At 57.7% G+C, this 21255-nt stretch carries 17 protein-coding genes and 1 pseudogene; 15 read left to right on the forward strand and 3 right to left on the reverse strand.

All coding sequences use genetic code 11. The features are described 5' to 3' along the window. Positions 1 to 34: 34 nt before the first annotated feature. The gene (locus P3T40_RS14415; protein WP_429268385.1) at positions 35 to 565 is read right to left on the reverse strand and encodes a hypothetical protein; all 531 of its coding nucleotides are present in this window, start codon (positions 563 to 565) and stop codon (positions 35 to 37) included. Between the two features lie 216 nt (positions 566 to 781). On the opposite strand from P3T40_RS14415, the gene P3T40_RS14420 reads away from it, so the two are divergent. Both P3T40_RS14420 and P3T40_RS14425 read left to right on the forward strand, forming a co-directional pair. Next, positions 782 to 1408 (forward strand): tyrosine-type recombinase/integrase, encoded by a 627-nt coding sequence (locus P3T40_RS14420; protein ID WP_429268386.1) that lies wholly within the window; start codon positions 782 to 784, stop codon positions 1406 to 1408. Between the two features lie 117 nt (positions 1409 to 1525). Continuing rightward, the gene (locus P3T40_RS14425) at positions 1526 to 2092 is read left to right on the forward strand and encodes a nucleotidyltransferase family protein (RefSeq protein ID WP_429268387.1); all 567 of its coding nucleotides are present in this window, start codon (positions 1526 to 1528) and stop codon (positions 2090 to 2092) included. Between the two features lie 395 nt (positions 2093 to 2487). On the opposite strand, the pseudogene P3T40_RS14430 reads toward P3T40_RS14425, so the two are convergent. After that, positions 2488 to 3315 (reverse strand): annotated as a pseudogene (locus tag P3T40_RS14430) (IS91 family transposase); the annotation flags it as partial. 469 nt (positions 3316 to 3784) lie between these two features. On the opposite strand from P3T40_RS14430, the gene P3T40_RS14435 reads away from it, so the two are divergent. The 9 genes from P3T40_RS14435 to P3T40_RS14475 all read left to right on the forward strand — a co-directional run bounded on the left by P3T40_RS14435 (position 3785) and on the right by P3T40_RS14475 (position 13064). Beyond that, positions 3785 to 5020, forward strand: a complete 1236-nt coding sequence (locus P3T40_RS14435) for an urea ABC transporter substrate-binding protein (RefSeq protein WP_429268388.1) — start codon at positions 3785 to 3787, stop codon at positions 5018 to 5020. A 92-nt stretch (positions 5021 to 5112) separates the two neighbouring features. Next, on the forward strand, positions 5113 to 5982 hold the full coding sequence (locus P3T40_RS14440; RefSeq protein ID WP_429268389.1) for an ABC transporter permease subunit: 870 nt from the start codon (positions 5113 to 5115) through the stop codon (positions 5980 to 5982). Positions 5983 to 5991: 9 nt separating this feature from the next. Continuing rightward, positions 5992 to 7077 carry an ABC transporter permease subunit gene (locus P3T40_RS14445; protein WP_429268390.1) on the forward strand — a complete coding sequence of 362 codons (1086 nt, stop codon included), beginning with the start codon at positions 5992 to 5994 and terminating at the stop codon, positions 7075 to 7077. 3 nt (positions 7078 to 7080) lie between these two features. After that, complete coding sequence (locus P3T40_RS14450) at positions 7081 to 7791, forward strand: ATP-binding cassette domain-containing protein (protein WP_429268391.1); 711 nt, start codon at positions 7081 to 7083, stop codon at positions 7789 to 7791. Continuing rightward, positions 7788 to 8495, forward strand: coding sequence for an ABC transporter ATP-binding protein (locus P3T40_RS14455; RefSeq protein WP_429268392.1), 708 nt, complete (start codon positions 7788 to 7790; stop codon positions 8493 to 8495). Before P3T40_RS14450 ends, P3T40_RS14455 begins: the two co-directional genes overlap by 4 nt. 13 nt (positions 8496 to 8508) lie before the next feature. Then, positions 8509 to 9495 (forward strand): acetamidase/formamidase family protein, encoded by a 987-nt coding sequence (locus tag P3T40_RS14460; RefSeq protein WP_429268393.1) that lies wholly within the window; start codon positions 8509 to 8511, stop codon positions 9493 to 9495. Between the two features lie 78 nt (positions 9496 to 9573). Then, positions 9574 to 10728 (forward strand): transporter substrate-binding domain-containing protein, encoded by a 1155-nt coding sequence (locus tag P3T40_RS14465; RefSeq protein ID WP_429268394.1) that lies wholly within the window; start codon positions 9574 to 9576, stop codon positions 10726 to 10728. A gap of 1 nt (position 10729) precedes the next feature. Next, the gene (locus P3T40_RS14470) at positions 10730 to 11380 is read left to right on the forward strand and encodes an ANTAR domain-containing response regulator (RefSeq protein ID WP_429268395.1); all 651 of its coding nucleotides are present in this window, start codon (positions 10730 to 10732) and stop codon (positions 11378 to 11380) included. 115 nt (positions 11381 to 11495) lie between these two features. Beyond that, entirely contained in the window at positions 11496 to 13064 is a 1569-nt protein-coding gene (locus P3T40_RS14475) for an amidase (protein WP_429268396.1), read from the forward strand. Between the two features lie 435 nt (positions 13065 to 13499). Here the strand turns inward: P3T40_RS14475 and P3T40_RS14480 are convergent, their stop codons facing one another. Then, complete coding sequence (locus tag P3T40_RS14480) at positions 13500 to 14117, reverse strand: hypothetical protein (protein ID WP_429268397.1); 618 nt, start codon at positions 14115 to 14117, stop codon at positions 13500 to 13502. Positions 14118 to 14891: 774 nt separating this feature from the next. Here P3T40_RS14480 and P3T40_RS14485 point away from each other — a divergent pair. The 4 genes from P3T40_RS14485 (at position 14892) to P3T40_RS14500 (ending at position 21171) form a co-directional block, all read left to right on the forward strand. After that, complete coding sequence (locus P3T40_RS14485; RefSeq protein WP_429268398.1) at positions 14892 to 16208, forward strand: TniQ family protein; 1317 nt, start codon at positions 14892 to 14894, stop codon at positions 16206 to 16208. 570 nt (positions 16209 to 16778) lie between these two features. Beyond that, positions 16779 to 17768 carry a hypothetical protein gene (locus tag P3T40_RS14490; RefSeq protein WP_429268399.1) on the forward strand — a complete coding sequence of 330 codons (990 nt, stop codon included), beginning with the start codon at positions 16779 to 16781 and terminating at the stop codon, positions 17766 to 17768. 2 nt (positions 17769 to 17770) lie between these two features. Beyond that, the gene (locus tag P3T40_RS14495; protein WP_429268400.1) at positions 17771 to 19816 is read left to right on the forward strand and encodes a hypothetical protein; all 2046 of its coding nucleotides are present in this window, start codon (positions 17771 to 17773) and stop codon (positions 19814 to 19816) included. Further along, positions 19813 to 21171: a hypothetical protein gene (locus P3T40_RS14500; RefSeq protein WP_429268401.1), complete on the forward strand. Its 1359-nt coding sequence runs from the start codon at positions 19813 to 19815 to the stop codon at positions 21169 to 21171. Before P3T40_RS14495 ends, P3T40_RS14500 begins: the two co-directional genes overlap by 4 nt. Positions 21172 to 21255: the final 84 nt, after the last annotated feature.

Genomic DNA, 21255 nt, shown 5'->3' on the forward strand with positions numbered 1-21255 from the left:
GGTCCGGCCACAAGCAGTCAATGGACACGGCGGCCTAGCGCTGCTTGATGATGACTGGCTGTCCTTGCGATGATGCCCACGCTCTAAGTGCCGCCTGCGGATTGTCATCGGTGCGATACGCCCTCACGCGTGCGATTCGCCGAGCATCGTTCGTCGATACCGACTCCGCAATCCACCAACTGTTGTCGGAGCGGATGAAAGCTGTGAATTCCTTTCCGCCTGCCGTCACCAGCCAGTAGCCGGTCATTGCATCGCGCGCGAGGCGAAGTGCCTCCGACACGGCATTCGCCGCTTGCGCCATGGCCACGAACCTAGTGCCGGGCGCATCTTCGCGGGTCGTGCCGTTGATCGTGAGGGTCACCCGCAACTCGTCCAGATCTTCGATCCAGCCGATCCTAAGCCCATCAAGGCCCCCGCAGTCCATCGGTTTCCAGTGCGGGTCGGCAAGAGCCGGCAGCAGCGCGTACAGTTCCACAGCCGAGACCATCTGTCCGTCGCGCAGGGTGTCCAGCGTCGCCGACGGGCGATCGGGGTCCGCGAGGCAGAGCACAAGCGAGGCAGACATACCCGGAATTGCTAGATAGAAAGAGTCCCCGCTGGGACTGGTTTGTACGGGGCCAAAAGCAGTGAGTGTCATGGGCTGGGACAAGTGGCGTAGAGGTTTCATTATCCGTCACACGAACGGCCGCTCTAGGCAAATCTGAAGGTCCCCTATGGGTCGCACATCGTTCGTCGGCGATTGGCACAGACTGGTTCTCCTTCCGTTGAAAGGAGAACAGTCATGGAATCGATTGATGTTGGCCTCGCTCGGCGTGTTCCGTGGAATAAGGGAAAACTGACAGGCCAGAAGCCGCCACTGAAACTAAGGGAAATCTGGGCGATTCGCATCCGCCTGCAGCTTGCAGCAAAGACCCGGGAGCTCGCGATGTTCAATCTGGCAATCGACAGCAAATTACGAGCGTGTGATCTCACCAGATTACGGGTATCCGATATCTGTCTGGGCTCACGTGTGGCGACACGGGCGACCGTAATGCAACAGAAGACCCATCGGCCGGTGCAGTTCGAAATCACCGAGCAGACCCGCGCGAGCTCCGAAGCGTGGATCAAGGCGGCAGGACTTTCGTCGGGTGACTATCTGTTTCCGAGCAGGATTCACGACTCGCCGCATCTCTCGACACGTCAGTATGCTCGACTGGTCCATCGGTGGATCGGATCAATCGGGCTTGACGACACGGCTTATGGAACGCATACGATGCGGCGAACGAAGGCGTCGCTGATATACCGTCGCACCAAAAATCTGCGGGCGGTGCAGCTTCTGCTAGGCCACACGAAGCTGGAAAGCACCGTACGGTATCTCGGCATCGAGGTCGACGATGCACTTGAGATGGCGGAACAAACCGACGTGTGAGGGGGAAGCGCCGGGCGGCCCTCGGACGCTGTCCGGCCAATTTGGGACACTCGACGGTGCGGCCGGAATTGGTGACAATCTCCTCACTTCCGCAAGCCTCGGGCAGAAAAATCCGCGATGAATTTCCACGAAAGGTTGGTCGAAATAGCGAGACACTCATCTTGGTGTATGTCTGCGCTATTGGCGGTACGCGACATGCGGCTGGAATCCTGGTGTATCGGCGCGGGAGCGATTCGCGATTTAGTCTGGGACTCGCTGCACGGATATGAGATCCCAACGCACATAGCCGACGTCGATGTCGCCTACTTCGACGCATCCGATCTGTCTTCAACTCGCGACGCCGAAATTCAGAGCCGCCTAGCGGCGCAATGTCCGGGTATTCCATGGGAAGTCACCAATCAGGCTGCTGTTCATCTCTGGTTCGAAAACGTGTTCGGCCACGCGGTGCCGCCTTTGACCTCACTGGGCGAAGCAATAGCGTCGTGGCCCGAGTACACGACAGCAGTAGGATTGACTCTTCTTGATGACGGGACAATCGATGTCTGGGCCCCTTACGGGCTCGACGATCTCTTCTCTATGGTTGTGCGACGCAACCCGACACGCGTCAGCATCGATACCTACCGCCGGCGGGTCGAGCAGAAACGATATCTGGAACGGTGGCCCCGAGCTACGGTCATCGTTTAGGAAAGCCGTGCGCCGTCATCGGGATCGGCACCGACTGAGGTCGTTAAGGGTTATTCGATGCCTGCCGTCGGCCACAGGAACGTGACGGTACCTCTGCGCGTGCCGGCAGGCGTCGAATAAGCCCGATGGAGGAAACCGCGGAGTGCCCCAATGCGGTTGGAGCTTTCGCGGCTATGGTGATTGATAGCCCGGGATGCTCAGTGATGTCGGGTGCGACACAGTCTGGCGGGAAGCCGGTCGGGCACTAACGCCATAGCGACGCGGTGCAGTTGTGTATTCGGGATGATGAAGCGGGCGCGCGAAGCACATCGCGAAGCGACGCGCGCATGCGTGCGTTCGCGGGCCGCGTTGCCGCAAAGCCAACGTTAGACAGGCAGTTCGAGGAGCCGTGGGTTTCATGTCTGATCCCGGCGCATGGGCGGTGCGCGGATCGGGGCGCTGCGCGCGAGGATGTCGATGACGATCATCGGTGCGCCGCAGTGCCGGCAGATAAAGACGGGCCGGGTTTCGATGATGGCGTGGTCCGGTGATGGGCTGGTCGCGGGTGCGATGTGCAGCAGATCGCGCACCCTCGCGAGTCTGGCGCGGCGCACCGGGTTGGCGAGCAGTCCGTAGTGGCGGATCCGATGGAAGCCAGCGGGTAACACATGGAGCAGGAAGCGGCGTATGAATTCGCCGGTTTCGAGGGTCATGGTCTTGTAGCGGGTGTGTCCCTTCGCGCGGTAGTCCTTCCAGCGGAATGTCACGCCGCGCTCATCGAAGGCGACCAGGCGCTGGTTGGAGATGGCGACGCGGTGTGTGTAGCGTGAGAGATACTCGAGCACCGCCTTCGGTCCGGCGAACGGTCGCTTGGCGTAGACGACCCATTCGCAGGTGCGCAGCGGCGCAAGCCAGCGGGCAAAGATGGCGGGGGCAGCGAGCCCGGTATCCTCGCCGAAGAACTGCAGGTCGCCACGGTGGTGAGCCGACTGGAGTGCCTCGAGGAAGCAGCGCCGGAACAGGCGCGACAGGACACGCACGGGCAGGAAGAAGCCGGGGCGGCAGGCGATCCAGCGCTCACCGTCAGGCGACAGCCCGCCACCTGGGACGATGCCGTGCACATGCGGGTGATGCGTGAGCGCCGAGCCCCAGGTGTGCAGTACGAGCGTGGCGCCAATCTGGGCGCCGAGATGCCTGGGATTGCGAACATCAGCCCGTAGTAGCCAAAGTTGAGCGACAGTCCGATCGCCGAACTCACACTCACAGCTGGTATCAGGAATAGGGAGAGTGGCAGCATTGGTTCCTTTTGCCACGCCTCCACCAGCACGAACAGCGCGCCGAATACGACGAAACAAACGATACCCATCATCACAGCTGGACTCCCCCAGCCCCGCCTGCCGCTTTCTACGACGGCGAACATCAGCGCCACGAGTGAAATCACCGCCAGCATCTGCCCTGCCAGATCGATACGACGCGTCGCGTTACGGACTGTACGGGATCCATACGGTGCGATCGTCGCCTTCGAGCCTAAATTCGCTCAGCGTTGACATTCGGAATTTTGGTGATCTAGTATCGGTCATCATCCCGGATGGCCTGACAACGATGTCCGCCTAGGGATCCGGCATCGAAGCCCCCCGACGAACCAGTGGTTCGTCGGGGGGCTTTTTTTGTCTTTTTTTCTTGTTGCTTCGAGTTCACTTTTGGAGAAGACGAATGTTGTCCAACACGTGCCGCTGGCTGCGTATCGCTGTTTCCGTAGGACTTGCCTGCTCGTCGGTCGCCGCGGTAGCGGCAGACCCTGTGAAAATCGGCTTGCTCGAGGATGCTTCCGGCAACTTCGCGTTGGCGACGATCCCCAAGATTCACGCCACTGAGCTGGCGGTCGATGAAATCAACGCGAAAGGCGGCATCCTGGGCCGGCCAATCAGCCTGATTGCGTACGACACCCAGTCGGACAACACGAAATTTCAGGAGCTATCGCGCCGCCTGATTCAGACGGACAAGGCGGATGTCATCTTCGGTGGGTTCTCCAGTGCTTCCCGTGAGGCCATCCGGCCGATCATGGACCGTGCACATCAGCTCTACTGGTACAACAACCAGTACGAAGGTGGTGTTTGCGACTCAAATACTTTCGTCACGGGCGCGGTTCCCGAGCAGCAGTTCTCGACACTCCTGCCGTGGATGATGCAGAAGTTTGGCAAGAAGGTTTACACGATTGCGGCCGACTACAACTTTGGCCAGATCTCGGCGCAGTGGGTGCGTAATATCGTCAAGGAGAATGGCGGCACGATGGTCGGCGAGGAGTTTATTCCGCTCAGCGTGTCGCAATTCGGTCAAACGATCCAGAATATCCAGAAGGCAAAACCGGACTTCGTCGTGACACTTCTGGTGGGCGCGAATCAGTCCTCGTACTACGAGCAGCAGGCGTCCGCGCACCTGAACTTGCCGATGGCCAGTTCCGTCAACGTGGGTCAAGCGTACGAGCACAAGCGCTTCAAACCGCCAGCACTCAAGGACATGTACGTGACGGCGAACTACGTGGAGGAGGTCGATACGCCGGCTAGTAACGACTTCAAGAAGCGCTTCCACGCCAAGTTCCCGAATGAGCCGTACATCAACCAGGAGGCCGCGAATGCATACGACGCGGTCTACCTGTACAAGGCTGCCGTAGAGAAAGCGGGGTCCACCAATCAGGACGCGGTTCGCAAGGCGCTCGAGGGCGGTGGGATCTGCACGGACGGCCCATCGGGAAAAGTGTGTATGGACCCAAAAAGCCACCATCTGAGCCACACCATTTACCTGGTGCACGTGAAGGCCGATCACTCAGTGGAGATTCCGAAAGTCTGGAGCGATGTCCAGCCGTACTGGTTGGACAAGGTTGGTTGCGATCTGCCCGGCAAACCTGACCATCACCAGTACACGCCAAGCGATTTGCCGAAGAAGTCGTGAAGGGTCGATCCATCCCGCGTTCTGGTTAGTTGATTCCGGCGTGGTTGCGCAACTGTATACGGCGACCACGCCGGCACCTGGGTGAGGCTCTTATGACCACGTTGTCTTTGCTCTATTCGCTGATCTATCAGTTCGGCGATAACTTCGCGTACCTTGTGCTTGCCGCACTTGGGCTCGCGGTGATTTTTGGAATGATGGGGGTGATCAACCTCGCGCATGGCGAGTTCATCATGTGTGGCGCGTATGTGACCATCATTGCGGCCAAGCACGGCGTGCCGCTGCCGCTAGCCATGCTTCTTGGCGCCATCGCCGCTGCAATCGCCGGTGTCATCATCGAACGTCTTGTGATCAGGCACCTGTACGATCGCTTGTTCGACTCGGTTGTAGCGACGTGGGCAATCAGCCTCATTGTTCAGCAGACCATGCTGCTCGTCGCCGGTCCGTCGCTCGAAGGAATTGGCACGCCGTTCGGCTCGTTCTCATTGGGCGAATACTCGTTCTCAACCTATCGTGCTGTTTTGCCCGGGATCGCACTTGGCATCCTGTTCGCGCTGTACTGGCTATTCTTCAAGACGAATTATGGTGTCTGCGCCCGGGCGACAATTCAGAACGCAAAGATCGCCCAGTGCCTGGGTTTGCGTACTGACAGGCTATACACGTTGACCTTCGCGCTTGGTGCCGGCCTCGCCGGGCTGACCGGCGCGCTGTACGCACCGACGATGACGGCTGTGCCGACCATGGGCAGCAACTTCATCGTGCAGGCGTTCGTTTCCGTCGTGGTAGGCGGCGCCAATGTCATTGCCGGTACCACGCCCGCTGCAGGAATTCTGGCACTCATCCAGACCGGACTCACCGCTTCTTATGGCCAATTGTTTGGCCAGATTGGCTTGCTGGTGACCGTAATCGTCGTGATTCGCCTGATGCCGCAAGGTCTGGGCAATCTGTTCACTCGCTCGCGTTAGGAGCCTGCTGTGAATCAACTGAAATCAGCCTCCCAGGCTACGCCTCGCGCGGGAGCCGTTTCGCTTGCGATCAAACTCGCGCCATGGCTGGTCGCGTTCTGTTTGCCGCTAGTCGTCGACAGCAATACAAGCGGCAATTTCGCCTACTGCCTGGTGTGGGCGTTCTGCGCGGTTGGACTTGCCGCAATGTGGGGCTACGGCGGCATTCTTTCGTTTGGTCAGACTGCGTTCTTTGGAATGTCCGGATATACATACGGCATCGTTACGCTCAATCTGGGCGAGAGCTGGATCTCGTCGTGGACCGGGCTGGTAGTCGGACTGCTAGTGAGCGTGGTCGCAGCGGCCCTGATCGGCTACATGATTTTTTATGGCCGGATCAAGGGCGTATTCATAGGGATCGTGACCTTGTCGGTCACGCTCGTGCTCGAGACGTTCATGGCACAGACAGCTGGCCCGCAGTGGGCCATCGGCGCGGCGCGGCTGAACGGCTACAACGGCATGGGAGACATGCCGCAGCTCACGATGCCGTGGCCTGGCGGTCCGCTCACGCTTGAGAATGCAAGCTTCTATTACCTCGTGCTGGCGCTGCTATTCGTCGTGTACTGGGTTACTCGCAAGATGCTCGATGGCACCTTTGGGCTTGCGCTCGTGGCGATCCGGGAGAATCCGCAGCGCGCGGAGATGCTCGGTATCGACATCCGCAGGCATCAGCTTCTGATCTTCGTATTCGGCTGCACCTTAGGCGGCCTGTCTGGCGCGCTATACACCATCTGGGGATCCTACATTACGCCTTCCACGATGGGTCTCACGTCCGCTGCGATGCCTGTCATCTGGGTTGCGACCGCGGGTCGAAAAAGCATCGGCGGGGCGATTCTCGGTACGGCGTTGCTTGTCTGGCTTTCCCAGTACCTGGCGATTTATGGTAGCCAGTACGCGCTCATCCTCATGGGGGCGATTCTTCTCATCGTGGTGCTGTTTGCGCCGGAGGGGTTGCTGCCATTCGCGCTCAAGCTTATGCGGAGCCTTGCGGCGCGTCCACAGACGCCTCGGCGGCATCGGCCTCGCGATGCGTTCGAGGCCCAAAAAGGGGAGTAAATCGTGACCACACTACTTGAAACGCGCGCGCTCACGAAACGCTTCGGTGGCGCTCAGGTGATTAATGGCATCGACTTTCAGGTGACTGCCGGTGAGATCCGGTGCGTCATCGGTCCGAACGGCGCGGGAAAGAGCACATTCTTCAAGCTCATCACGGGCGAGCATCGGCCGTCCGAAGGCAGCGTCCACTTTCTCGGACGCGACATGAGCCATGTCTTGCCCCATGAACGCATTCGCATGGGAATGAGCATCAAGTTTCAGATTCCGGGCGTCTTTCCGGAATTGACGGTGCGTCAACACCTGCAACTTGGGTTGCACCGCGCGAGGGATGACCGTCCCGAGAGTCTGGACGCGCTGCTGCAGCGGTTCATGCTCGAGGGGGAAGAGTCGGTGCTGGCCGGCAATCTCTCGCACGGGAAAAAGCAATGGCTCGAAATAGCAATGGCAGTCTCGCTCGGGCCGAAGCTGCTGTTTCTTGACGAGCCGGTGGCGGGCATGTCGGTCGAGGAGACGCACGCAACAGGCGAGTTGATTATGCGGCTACGCGAAGCGGGGTTGACCATCATGGTCGTCGAGCACGACATGACGTTCGTCAAGCAGATTGCGTCGCGCGTCACCGTGCTGCATGGCGGACGGCTTTTCGCAGATGGCCCGCTCGACGAGATTCTCGCTCGAGATGATGTCGCCGAGATCTACCTCGGGAGGAAGAAATGACAACGTTGCTTGAAGTGTCCGGGGTTGAGAGCGGCTACGGCGGCGGTCGGGTGCTGAACGGCGTCTCGCTGCGGATAGATCGAGGCGAGATTCTCGCGTTGATCGGCCGCAATGGTGTCGGCAAGACAACGCTCATGCGTACGTTGATCGGGCTTGTGCCGTTGGGCACGGGCAGCATCAAGTTAGATGGCGGCGATGTTGGCCACGATAAGCCTTACGCACGCGCACAGAAGGGAATCGGATACGTGCCGCAAGGGCGCGAGATATTCGGCGCCCTGACTGTTGCAGAGAATCTTCAGGTCGGTGCGCAGGCGAATCGCGCCCGTGCTGCGGAGATGCGCGACAGGGTTGTCAGCTATTTCCCGGTACTGAAAGCGAAATTCCAGCAAAAGGCCGGTACGATGAGCGGAGGCGAGCAGCAGCAACTGGCCATTGCAAGAGCCCTGGTCAGTGCTCCGAAGATCCTGCTGCTTGATGAGCCATCCGAGGGCATTCAACCGTCGATTGTCGAGCTGATTGGACAGACGCTCCTGAAGATCGCGAAGGAGACCGGTATCGGTGTCCTTCTGGTCGAACAGGATATGGGTATGGTCGAAAGTATTGCGACGCGCTGCTGCGTGATGGACAAGGGTCGCATCGTCGACACGTTGACGCGCGAGCAGCTCGCGGATGAAGAACTGATTCGCCAGTATCTGGCACTGTGACGGAGACAGGAAGATGAAGTGGCTTGAAAATTCGATCATGATGAAGCGCGGCGTCGGGGCTGACCGCGATCCGGTGGAGCACCACCTCACCGAGGAGTTGCAACAGACGTTTCACTACACCATTGGGCCTTATTCGCAACCGGTCATGCATATCAAGCCGGGCGACCGTGTGGTGGTAGAGACGCGAGACGCGTTCGAAGGGAAGATTACCTCGGAAACGGACAAGCCGTCCGAGCTGCTGACCGTGCCGTTCCTGAATCCGCAAAATGGTCCCATCATGATCGAGGGCGCGGAGAAGGGCGACGTGATTGCGGTGCACATCGAAAAGATGGCCCCGCGGGGCGATGACCCGCACGGGTTCTGCTGCATGATTCCCAATTTCGGTGGCCTGACGGGCACCGACTACACGGCGCTGCTGAACGAGCCGCTGCCCGAGATAGTCCGCAAGATCAAGATTGACGAAGAGAACGTGTACTGGAGCCGGCGCAACACGTTGCCATACCGGCCTCACATTGGCACGTTGAGCCTCTCGCCGGAGATTGACTCGATCAACTCACTCACGCCGGATTCTCACGGCGGCAACATGGACGTACCGGATATGGGGCCGGGCAGTATTACCTATCTGCCTGTCCGTTCGCCCGGCGGCCGGCTCTTCATCGGCGACGCTCATGCCTGCCAGGGCGACGGCGAAGTGTGCGGCACTGCGGTCGAGTACGCGAGTACGACGACAGTTCGCGTCGACCTGATCAAAAATTGGCAGATCGCCTGGCCTCGTCTCGAGAACGAAGATGCCCTGATGAGCATTGGTAGCGCGCGGCCACTCGAAGATGCGACACGTATCGCGTACCGTGAACTGGTGCTTTGGATGGCCGCTGAATATGGCTTCGACAAGTGGGATGCATATATGATGCTGAGTCAGGTAGGTAAGGTCCGGCTTGGGAATTTTGTGGATCCCAAGTACACGGTCGGCGCGATGGTCGCCAAGCATTACCTGAAATAGGCAGATCGCCGAAGGGCGGGGCACTGTTGATATTTTTGACTGTCCCGCTCCGGCCTACTCAAGTTGAGCATTGAACGAATGGCTTTGTCTGATCCCATCAAAGTAGGCCTCCTGTGTTCCGGCAGCGGTTCGACGTCACTATTGGAGATGTCCCAGTGGCGGGGTTCCGTCCTGGCCATGGAAGAAATCAACGAACGAGGCGGTATCGCGGGCCGGGAACTGGTCGCCATCCACTACGATCCGGGTTCTGATCCCGCAGCGTTCCGCGAGCTCGCGGAACGCCTGATCCTGAAGGACAGTGTCAATGTCATCTTTGGTGGCTATACGTCAACGAGCCGCAAGGCAATGCTGCCGGTAGTGGAAAAATACAACCGCCTGCTGGTGTACTCCCAGCAATATGAAGGTTTCGAGTACTCCGACAACATCATCTACAGCGGCGCTTCACCGAATCAGAATGGCGTGCAGCTTGCTGACTTCATGACGGAAACGTTCGGCGCGCGTGTCTACATGGTCGGATCGCGCTATGTGTACCCGTACGAATGCAACCGCACCATGCAGGAACTGCTACTGCAGCATCCGGAAGGCGCCATCCTTGGAGAGCGCTATCTCGAACTCGATGCGCGGCCAGAACAGTTTGCCGATGTCGTCGCGGATATCAGGAGGAAGGCGCCCGACTGGATCTTCTGCACGGTGATTGGCAAAACGGTGCCCTATCTGTACGAAGCCTTTGCGGAAGCCGGGTTCGATCCGGCCACGATGCCAATAGCGAGCCTCAACACCTCCGAGACCGAAATATCCGCAATGAAGAAGGGCATCGCTGCCGGTCATTTCACGGCTGCGCCTTACTTTCAGAGTCTCGATACCCCTGAGAATCACGCGGCTCTACGTCGCCATCAGGCGCGTTTCGGTCTGGACAAGCCAACCGACATGAACTGGGAAGCGGCCTACTACCAGATGCATATGTTCGCCAGAGCGTATGAGCTTGCGGGTTCCGATGAAATCGGCACGATCATGCCGCACCTGCTTGGCGCTGAATTCCCGGCACCGCAAGGACGAGTACGGATCGACCCTGTCAATCACCATATGGCACTGTATCCACGCGTCGGCCGTGCGAATGCCGATGGTCAGTTCAGTATTCTGCGTGAGTCCAAGTTTGCGGTTCCGCCCGATCCATACATGACCCGGCAAACGCTCGGGGATTGGGTGACGAAACTCAGCACGAGGGAGTACTGAGGTGAGCTCGCGCGGCGATGCTGGACAGCGAAGTCTGACCGGTTCAATCCTGAATCGCGGTCTGCGCGTGGCCGTCTTTCATCCAAAAGACGAGGATGGACTGACACTGACAAGCCACCTCCGGCGCATCGGTTTCATGGTCGAACAGATCTGGCCACCCTCCGACGTGTTGCCGGATAACGTGGACCTTGTCTTCCGGGCACTCCGCCCCGAGGAGCGCGCACCGAAAGACGAGTGGCTCGGTCCCGACGCCCCGCCTCTCATTTCAGTGGTCGCGTTCGAGAATCCCACCTTCATCGACCAGGCAATCAAGATGGGTTCGGATGCGATCGTCACCACGCCGATTCGCGCGTCGGGACTGCTGTCGGCGGTTGTGATGGCGTTGCAGCACGCCAAGCGAGCACGTCGGGACGCGCAGAGAATCGCAACGCTCGAACAAAAGCTTCTGGATAGCCGGCATCTGGGCGAGGCGAAAGCGATCCTGATGCTGATGCACCAACTCACCGAAGCCGAGGCTTACGACATGCTGAGGGCCCAAGCGATGGAAAAGCGCGTGACTATTGATGATATCTGTCACTCGGTCATCCAGGCGGGTGAGGTTCTTCGGCTGAAGCGCAGCGTCAAATCTGGCGACCGCGACGAAGCCAACTGATTTCACCGCACCGTCCAGTTGGGATGAAGGTTCTCAGCCAATCAGGCAATGAGTACGCCCATGGGGCGCGGATTTCAAGTTGTCGTCAAATTGACAAAACATATTGGATTTCGAAATGAACAATGACGCTTCAAAATTTCAGGCTTTTTCAGGCGCTGGAGTGGGCATCGATCTATCGAACCTTACTGTTCAAGCGGTACAGGACGGTTTCGCAAGCGAACGCTTTACCGCCGAATCGCTTGCGAAGGCGTGCTTCGAACAGATCGAGACATATAACGGGAAATACAACGCGCTCATTTTTCTGAACCCGGCCGCTCTCGACGATGCGCGTGACATCGACCGGCGGCGCGCGGCGGGCGAAGCGCTGGGACCATTGGCAGGCGTGCCGGTCGTCATCAAGGACCCGATGGACATGGTCGGTTTTCCGACGACGGCCGGTTGGTCGCTGCTCTACAGCAAGACCGGCGGCGTCGATCTGATGCCGGCGACAGACGCACCGGTCGTTGCGCGCATGCGTGCCGCGGGTGCGATCATGCTCGGCAAGACGAACGTGCCGATATTGAGCCACTCAGGCACGCACGCGAACGACAGTTGGGCCGGTCCGACATTGAACGTCGTGATGCCGGACCGCGTGCCGGGCGCAAGCAGTGCAGGCACGGCGGCTGCAGTTGCATCGGCGATGGCGGTGTTGGGACTCGCCGAAGAAACGGGTGGATCCATCCAGAACCCTGCGTCGTCGCAGGACCTCGTTGGCATCAAGCCGACCATCGGACTGGTGCCTAATGCGGGCGTGATGCCGCTGTCCGGTAATCGCGATGTGGTCGGCCCGATTGCGCGCACCGTGCTCGACGCGGCGCTGTGCCTCGACGTGCTTGCTGGCTATTCGTCGGAAGATCCAAAGACGCTGGCTTCGGTTGGACGCCTGCCAGAGGGCGGATATGCCGCGTCGCTGAGCGTCGATGCGTTGACGGGCAAACGGATTGGCCTGTATGGACCGGGTTGGCGTGCGCAGCCGCTATCGGATGAGGCGGCGCGACTCTATGAACGCGCGAAGCACGAGTTGCAGTCGGCCGGGGCGATTCTTGTTGAGGATCCGTTTGCCGGATCGGCATTCGCGGCACTTCGCAGGCCTACGCCGCCGCTCGCCAATTTTGACGCTCGCGGCATGGAGTCAATTCCGTACGACGTTCATCAATACCTCCGGCGCCTGGGTCCTGATTCCTCGCTGAAGACGTTTGACGACTTCGCGAAAGCAACTGCGTCGCAAGATGTGTTCGGTAAGACGGGCGTGTTGAGCTTTGTGCACAACCTGCCGCAATTCGCTGCGGCACTGGCCGACCCATCGAGTCCACCGGACATTTCGGAATTCATCGCACTCAAGGCGCGGTACCTGCGCATCTTCGACACCGTGATGGCCGACAGGAAACTCGACGCGCTGGTGTTTCCACAAATGCGCGGCGAATTGCCGCCGCTTCTTGGGAAGGAGACGATCCAGGAAACCACCGTTGGCGAAATCAATATCGCGGGATTGCCGGGTGTCACGGTGCCTGCAGGTTACTACGCCTCGGGCTCGCCATTCGGGATCATCTTCGTTGGCCGCCAGTGGGATGAAGCCGCGCTGATCGCAATGGCATACGCTTACGAACAGGCAACCCACCATCGCCAGGCCCCGAAACTCGGTTGACCTGGTCGACGCGACCGTCCGCTCAAGCCGAGGACGTGCCGCCCGCGTCAGACTTGCGGAAGACCGCTGGACCCCGGAAGCGGCGACGAGGGGTGGCCCGGCCGGCCAGCTTTATCGGGGAGAATTGCTGACTCACGCCCGCGTGGCCGCCAGGGGCGCACAGCCAGCGATTGCCGCGATAAGCGGACTTATCACGGTGTGCCGGCCCCAAGGGGACGCGTCGCGTGCGGGCCGCCCATGCTCCCGGACACCCGGTAAGCGGAAGCGGCGGGCAGGGCGTCGAGCCGGACCGGGACACCGGTACGTTTTTCGAAAAGGACGCGGGTTATCATCGCGATCGCGGTATTCCTAGCGGATCGGCATCTGGCTCGCGCACTTCGGCAGATTCCGGGTGGCCGCGATCGTGCGGCCAAAGCTCACACACCAAAAGAAACATCAATGGGGACGATTCCTTTGACTATATGGCGGAATCTCCCGCTGCCTCAAACTTCGGATTAACTTTTGGGAAGGGGATTCGTGTAGGGGTGCCAACAGCCTATGTGCTGTTGCATGAGCCCACGCAACGCCAATCAAAGCGCTTTGAAGTTCAATCTTAGTGATCCGCAAACTGGACGGGGTTCGAGGATCCAGCAGCCGCTGGCGCATCCGAAACACGCGAAAGAGGGCGTCCGCGATGGTGCTAGGCGGCGAAAAATCCAGCACGTTAAGGTTGCGCGCTTCAGCCGCAGACCGAAACGTTTCGCATATGCTTACATCCCAAGGCTTTTCGATGTGGATGCCCTGCATAGGCGTTTTGCTATTTAGTTCAGCCTCGTCACGAAAGATCATGTCCGAGGTGCACTGCGGGCAGTTCCTGTTCCAGATGAGGTGCCCGGTGCACTCGCGAACCACGTAAAGATATTCGATCGCCGCCCATGCTGCCTGCCTGCAACAGCTTTGTGAGCCGGGATTGCGTTGAAGCGCCGAGAAGGCCACATCAACGTCGGAACGCAGTTCGTCAAGTGTGGACCGGATGTGGCGGTCGGTGACTTGGCTCAATTTATTGTCAGGCATTTGCTGGCCCTCACGCATACTGGATACGTTCACGAATGCGGCGGGTCTTAGTGTAACTCCTTACGGAGCGGACTGGGCAGAGTGCCTTCAGCGAGCTGGCTCGGGTCTGGCTGCTCGTCGGCCGTACTCGACGTTCAGGGATCGGTATCCGTCAGACGACTACGAGTCGCTTCGCCGATATTCATACTTCGACGGCGGCGAACGTTAGCTCACAGTGCAGGCGAATGCGTCCCTTACCCCGAGCGGCCGGCCGCCGATTTTCATTTTGATTTCGGTCTCCTGATCCTTTTGTTGAAGGAGTGAATCCGCCTGGTAGCTTATTAGGTCGTCATCGCCTAAGTGTCGTCTCGGAATGCAGTACGGAGTGAGTGCGATCAAGGTAGGCGAGCCTCTTGCGGCCTTTTCTGGCGGGGCCTGACTGGCATAGCGCGCTGGCTTTCGGCCAAAAGGGAGCACCCTTGCACGTGGAACGTTACGGCGACGAAGGGGCGGGAGTCGGCTTTCATTGAAACTGATTTTATCGTCCCTGGACCATGTCGATAAGAGTCAGGCAATGCGGCAGTATTCTGACGCTGGGTCACGTCGAGCCGCATCATCGGACTCAGGCGTACTGTTTCGTCACGAGATCGGTCATGCGAAAAGATGATCTGACGATTGCGACTGCTGACGTTCGCCTTTGTCGCATATGTCTGAACAACTTCACCGATTGATCCTATAACTTAGGAATCCGCTAGATGATTGAAGGAACGCACCGAGAGACAGTGGGAGTGGCAAATGATCCATGTCGTACCGATGCCAGACGAACTTGCGGCGGGGCACCAAGTCCGCATTCAGTTGATCAACGGGTGCCAGAATAAACTCGACCTGAAGAGATTCATTGAGGACGCTGTCGTCGAACGCGGCCTGGATCCCAGCGGCATGCCGAGATTGGATCAATTGGCGGTGATTTCAGGTATGGCAGTCAGTGACTATGCCCAAAAACACTCCATGCGGCCTAGCTTCCAAGTAGCAGCAATGATCGGAAATGACGGGGTTCTCGACACTCACGAAAGGACCCGCAATGGGCAACGCCCTGGAATGTCATTTAAAGCAGGACGCGCGTACTGCTGTGAACAATGTATTGCGGAAGATCTACAGCAGTCTGCCTTTTCGTGGTACCGGCGATGCCATCAATTGGTCGGTGTCGATTGGTGTGTCGTTCACGGCTCCAGATTATCGGTGGTTGACGCTCCGAGCCCATTTGAGTGCCTGCCGCACACGTGGTTGTTGAAAGAGAGACTAAAGTCGGTACAGTCCGTTGTTGAACAATTGCCGAAAAGCGGATTCTTACGACGGTTTGCCAGCATCTCCACGATGCTACTGCAACGTGAGCGCCCCTTTTTGTTGAATTGTATCCACGGGACCTTCGCTAAACGGGCATGGGACCTGGGGTTACGTCCCGGACGCTATGGTAATAGACCCAACATCAGCGATCATTTATCTGCGCAGGTTGAACGGGCGTGGCTCGAAGCGCATGTGCAGGGCTGGGTCAAAAAAAAGCCGTTTTCGTTTTTCAATCGGATCGACTCTGTGGTTGATGTGACGAAACGTCCCGCCGCGGGGGAAGCTTACGTGATGGCGATGGCAGCCCTATATGAGACAGCAACGGCGGCGATATTTGACGTGTCCTCATCTGAAGCACTATACAAATACCAGGAGTCCGATAGAGCTTCACGGTGGCCCCACTACTGGACCAGTCAGTTCGAAAAGCAATACCCGCGCTACAACGGCCAGCTGGAGGCGCTCGCGAAAGGGCTTGGTCTTCACCCGAGCACTTTGCGTGACGTCTTTTCGGTGTTTGGTTTACCCAACATACAGGAGCGTGAGCCGTCAAAAACATGGGCGGCATTAATTCGCTTTTCCTTTGGGGAGCGTTTCAGTTCTGCATGCGTTCGAGAGCAGGTGGGTCAGGACGAAGTCAAGGAGCTGTTACAGAGATGCAGCGGGCACGTCATGTTGACCATACGAATGCTAAGAAAAGAATATCTCACACGAGGCAACCCTCCACGAGGAAAGGAAATTTTTTTGGTGTTTCCACCGCCAGTGGTTTGAATCGAATCAATATCTCCTAAGGCGTCGCCTTTGTGACGGCGCATGGCGGTGGCTGCAGCAGCCGGATCGGATTCCGTATTCGTCATGCCGACTGGTCAGGCACCCGCGAAAGTAGCGTGCCGTGAACGTAAGATAGTGCGTCACGCCTGCAAACAGGAAAGGAGGCAGACGCTCTTGAAAAGACGTTGGCGGTACTTGCAGGCACTCTGAACCAGTGACCTAGGTGGACACCACGACACCACAGGTGCTCAGTCCTTCCCACCAACGCTCGACGTACGGTTTTCGACACCGTACTTATGATGTAAGTGATTAAGGTGGCTGACGGCACTATTGTATTGACAGAAGATCCAAAGCGCCGACCGGGTATTGAGCAACGCCAGAAGGAGGTGTTTTATATCTGAAGACCTAACCTTACGTTGAGATCCACAAACAAAGGCGCCAACTTGCAAGTTGGCGCTTTATCAGATTTCTGGCAAGAGGTAATGCTACTGCGGCGTGGTAACTACAGTCTGTGACGCCGATTGCCATAAGACAAGGTTTCCGTCGCCCTGAAAACGGGGCGCGTCTCGAATGACGACGACTATGGCCTATCCGCACAAGACCGAAGCACGACTTCGGACGTTACGTGATCGTCAATGGAAAGACCGTTGGGGCCAAGACTATGTGGCTTCGACCTGGGCGACGCCTCAGGAGGCGCCGGGTTGGAGCTTGGCCTCCATATTGCGCCCGCAGAAACTGGGCGGCCGCGAATTTCACACCTTGAGCAAACCAGAAAGATTCGCCGCATTGCTCGCCTTGCACAACGACCGTCTCTGGGACCTGCACGAACAGCGGGTACTGTTTCCAGAGCCTCGCGGTCACTTCCTCTTTGGTCACCCACGCGCGGCTGGCATCAGCCTGAGCCCGATCGCCGGCACAGTGGATGTTGCGTCGCGGATGGGGCTTTTGTCTTTACACCCGAGGATATATGTCAAATCGGGCGATGAGATGGGCTCCCGGATGGTCGTACCGTTTCCGTTCATTGGTGATCTGCTGCTCTATCTCGACGACGACGCTGGCGCCTATCCGCTTAACTGGAAGATAACGGACAAACTGAACGACTTTCGTCGCCGGGGGCGGCGTCCGGCTCGCAAATCCCGTGAGGACACAGAGGACATTTCTCAAAGTGACAGGCTGCTCATTGAGAAGACCTATTACCTTGACGCGGGTATCCGAACCCAGGAAGTCACTGGCGCGGACATTGACTTCGATTTGAGGTGCAATCTCTGGGATCTGTTTCTGGAGCAAAGGCAGACCGTTGACGTACCCGTCGATCTGAAAGTCGAAATTTCGGCCATGTTGCGCGCGGGCGTAGGAAGCGGTGTTGTGGCCTACGAGATCGCGCGGGATGCCGCGGCCAGGTTCGGCATTGCGGATCGCGTAGCCGTCACGATCCTGAAACAAGGTATCTGGAACCGGGAGATACGGGTTGATCTGTTTCGACCGGTCCTGATGGATAAGCCACTACATCCCGAGGTTTGTGATGTTTTCGACCGATATCGCGAATGGTTCAGGAGATGACCATGCATATCGGAACGCAATTACGGGCTCCAGATGGATTCCGTTCCTTGTCGAAATCGAATCGTTACTATTTCGCAGGAAGGGGCGATGATGGCCGGGCATTGCTGGTCTGGTTTGAGAAGACTGGAAAGCAGCGACGCGTCCGGCTTATTCGACTTGGTGGAGACGAGTTCGAACGCGCACTCTTGGAAGACCCGCCGGCTTTAGTGCTGGAAGATACGCAATACACTCTTCCTGAATGGCTGAATGATTGTGAAGGGATATCCCTCGAAGAGGTCGAAGACTTGCGCTACAAGGAATGTAAAGAGACCTACAGACAACAGGTTGAGAGAACTTACTCGCACATAGCTCACGCGGTGGAACACAAGGCCGAGATTCTTTCGGCTTCCGATCCATTAAAGGAACTCTCCGGGTACGCCCGCTTTGGAGAAAAGGTCATGCACCCGCACCGGATCCAGGTGTGGTTTTTCTCGTATGTTCTGTATGGAACCATATGGGCGCTGAAACGGTCCTCGCGTCAGACAGGCAGATGGAGTCGAACTGACGATAAGCATGCCGATAAAAAATTTGGTCGCCCTTCGCTGGTTAACGGGTCCATGTATGGGTGGTCGTCGGCGAAGCTTGCAGCAAAAATCGAAGCGAGTTATCTGAAACATTGCGGGCCAGGCGTTTCGATGGCTGAGATTCACCGGATAGCGCTTAAGGAGGACTTTGGGTGCAAGGTGGAGAAACTGGAATCTGGAAAATATCGGCTCTATCATCCGCAGAACGAACCATTCCCAAGCTATGGACAATTCCGGTACGTCGTCGTCCGGAAGTTCGGTATCGCGTATGTGCAAACGAAGGTTTGGGGTGCTCCGCGGGTACGTTTGCAGGCCAAGCAGAACGAGGGAAATTTTACGCGACCGTATGCGAACCTGCTGGAAAGTCTCGTGGTCGATGCCTATCATGTTGCCGATCGCGCCAGATCATTTCGTTCGGCTGATGCGATGCCTTCGCTCGTCGCGGCGCGTGGGGTGTGCGAAACTACCGGCGCCATTGTCGGAGTTGGTTTTTCCTTGGGAGCGGAAACGGGAGAAGCATACCGGTCGATGCTTTTTTGCATGGCTGTACCGAAGAGGTATTTTGCGCGGTTGGTCGGTATTCCACCAGACGACCTGGACTGGATTATGGAAGGTCTTCCAGCGAGTTTTACTTCCGATAGGGGGCCTTGTGGGAGCAAAGATCTGGTGACCGACCTGGCGGCGGCGTTTCCCATCAAGACGATTATTCCGTCGTATTCTGGTCAGTCAAACGCTGTCGCTGAAGCAAGCCATCCACGGTCGGTCAATCTGGAAGGTGCCCCAAGTTTCAAACAAAGTGATCTGAATGTGGTGGAGATGATCAAGCGTGAAGTTTATCGAGCATGCCGGGACAACCACAGTAAAGATATTTCGGACCGGCTCACAGCTGATGCAGTCATTGAATTCCGGCAACGGGGTTGGCTGGCGACGCCTCACTACTACTGGAAATATCTGCAGGAGCGTCTTCGGACATCTGGCCATTCCATGTCCGTAGAGCAAGCTGTTCGTGCATTTTGCGCACCGACTGAATTCGCGGTGGATTGCAATGGAGTGGTGTACAAAAGTACCCGGTACAGTTCAGAAGAGTTCAAAAGGACAGGTATCCAGACTGAGGTAGCGAATCTGACAAATTTCAGGTTGCCTGGGTTTGAGCTATCGATGGTAACGCGCTATGTCTGGGTAGAGGTCAAAGGGCAACTAATAGAGGTTGAGGCGAGTCCGCGTGTGCGAATGGACGGGGAAGATCTATATGTTCCACTTTCCCAGCTTGAACACGTAGCCGAGGAGCGTAGGATCTTGAAGGCGGCTACCCGGGAGAACGCGGACGCTGCCGATGTTGATGCCCGTTTGAAGTTCGAAACCGCGACCGGCCGGTCGTGGGATGCGGGGGATCGACGTGCTGGGTCTCCAAAAAAGCCAACTGGGACTACCGGTCAAGAGGTAAAAGTTCTTGATGGAACATCGCGAAAGCGGAGGGGCAAGTGATCTTCAATCCCTGGACGACGAGGTTCGAGAACCAATGGACGGATGAAGCGATCGATGCCGTTGTCGAGGTGCCGGCGCTTCCACTCCATCTGGAAGCGTTGTCTGCGGACGTAGGCGCCGAGGTCTTACGCTGCGGGCTTGAGCGAATATTTGTTTCAGGGGGGCAGGCACGCTGGATACTCCGGCAACTGATTGACATCCTATATAGCCATGCCCAGTCGCATTTCGTCTCCGAAGAAGCCTACATGCGTGGTCTTTATGACTCGGATCCTTGGGGACAGGCTGTTCCGCCCGCCATATGCTTGACGGGCTTGGCTGGCGTGGGAAAGTCGGAACTCATCTGGGCTCTCCAGAAACTGATCGGAGCACCGACGCTTATAGACGTTCCAGGACACACCGGCATATCACTGGTACCCGGCTGGTTCCTGACCCTTAAAAATGGCGTAGAGCTGAGCCAGTTGTTGCGACCGTGGGTGATGTCGGATCAAATACAGAACACGTTTGAAGATGGTGAGTCGGAGAAAGGGAGAATTAAGAATGCTCAATTGATGAAATCAGCTCGGCGTCGCTCATGGCGAGACGGCGTATGCTTTCTGGTGGTCGATGAATTTCAGTTCATAACACTGGGTAGCGAAGCAAACGCGCGGGCGACGTTAGTGCTCCTGAAGCTCCAGGGGCTGGGGCCGCGATTGATCTACGTCGCCAATTACAGCCTCGTGCACAGGTTGAAGAAAAGAGGGCACGAGGATCGGGATCGGCTTCTGCAAAAGCCGATCATCGTGCAACCGGAAGTCCGGTCCTCAACAGACTGGATCCGATTGCTTCACGAGCTCAAGAAGGTTTCTCCTGAAGTGTTGACCTTCGACGTGGATGCTTCGCAAGAACAGGTTCACCAGTACACGTTCGGCTTGAAACGAGCCGTTGTCAGGCTCATCGTGATTGCTTTCCGGGTGTGGCGTAGCAAAGGTGGCCGACATGGTATTGGTGCAGACGAACTTTCCCACGCATACCGCTCCGTCGAATACAGCACGTGCCGGGAGGACGTTGAGGCTCTATGGCAGCAGCAAATCCAGGGAAAGCTGTTACGGCCGGATCTATGGTGCCCATTTTCGGACTTCGACAACACCGAAAACGTCTCGCTGGCAAATCAGGCAATCGAGAGCTTCCGGAAAAGAGTTGATGGGGACTATCTGAAGTCGTCGTTATCGCCGAGCGAAGCCGCGGCACTAAGGTCAATTGAAGAGGAATCCACTGAAAAGAAGGCGCGCGGGCAAGTGGTTTGCATCCCGCGGCAAAAGGTAACAAAACAGTCGCTGCTTGAAGGAAGTGAGCGATTTGACAAGCTCCGTCGCTAACTTAAGCGGTTGGGCAACAAAATCCCATTTGGGTATGGGAAGATCCCATCCAGTCGGAGGGATCAACTGATTCCGGATAGCTGA

Source organism: Paraburkholderia sp. EB58 (assembly GCF_050436665.1).
Lineage (GTDB): Bacteria > Pseudomonadota > Gammaproteobacteria > Burkholderiales > Burkholderiaceae > Paraburkholderia.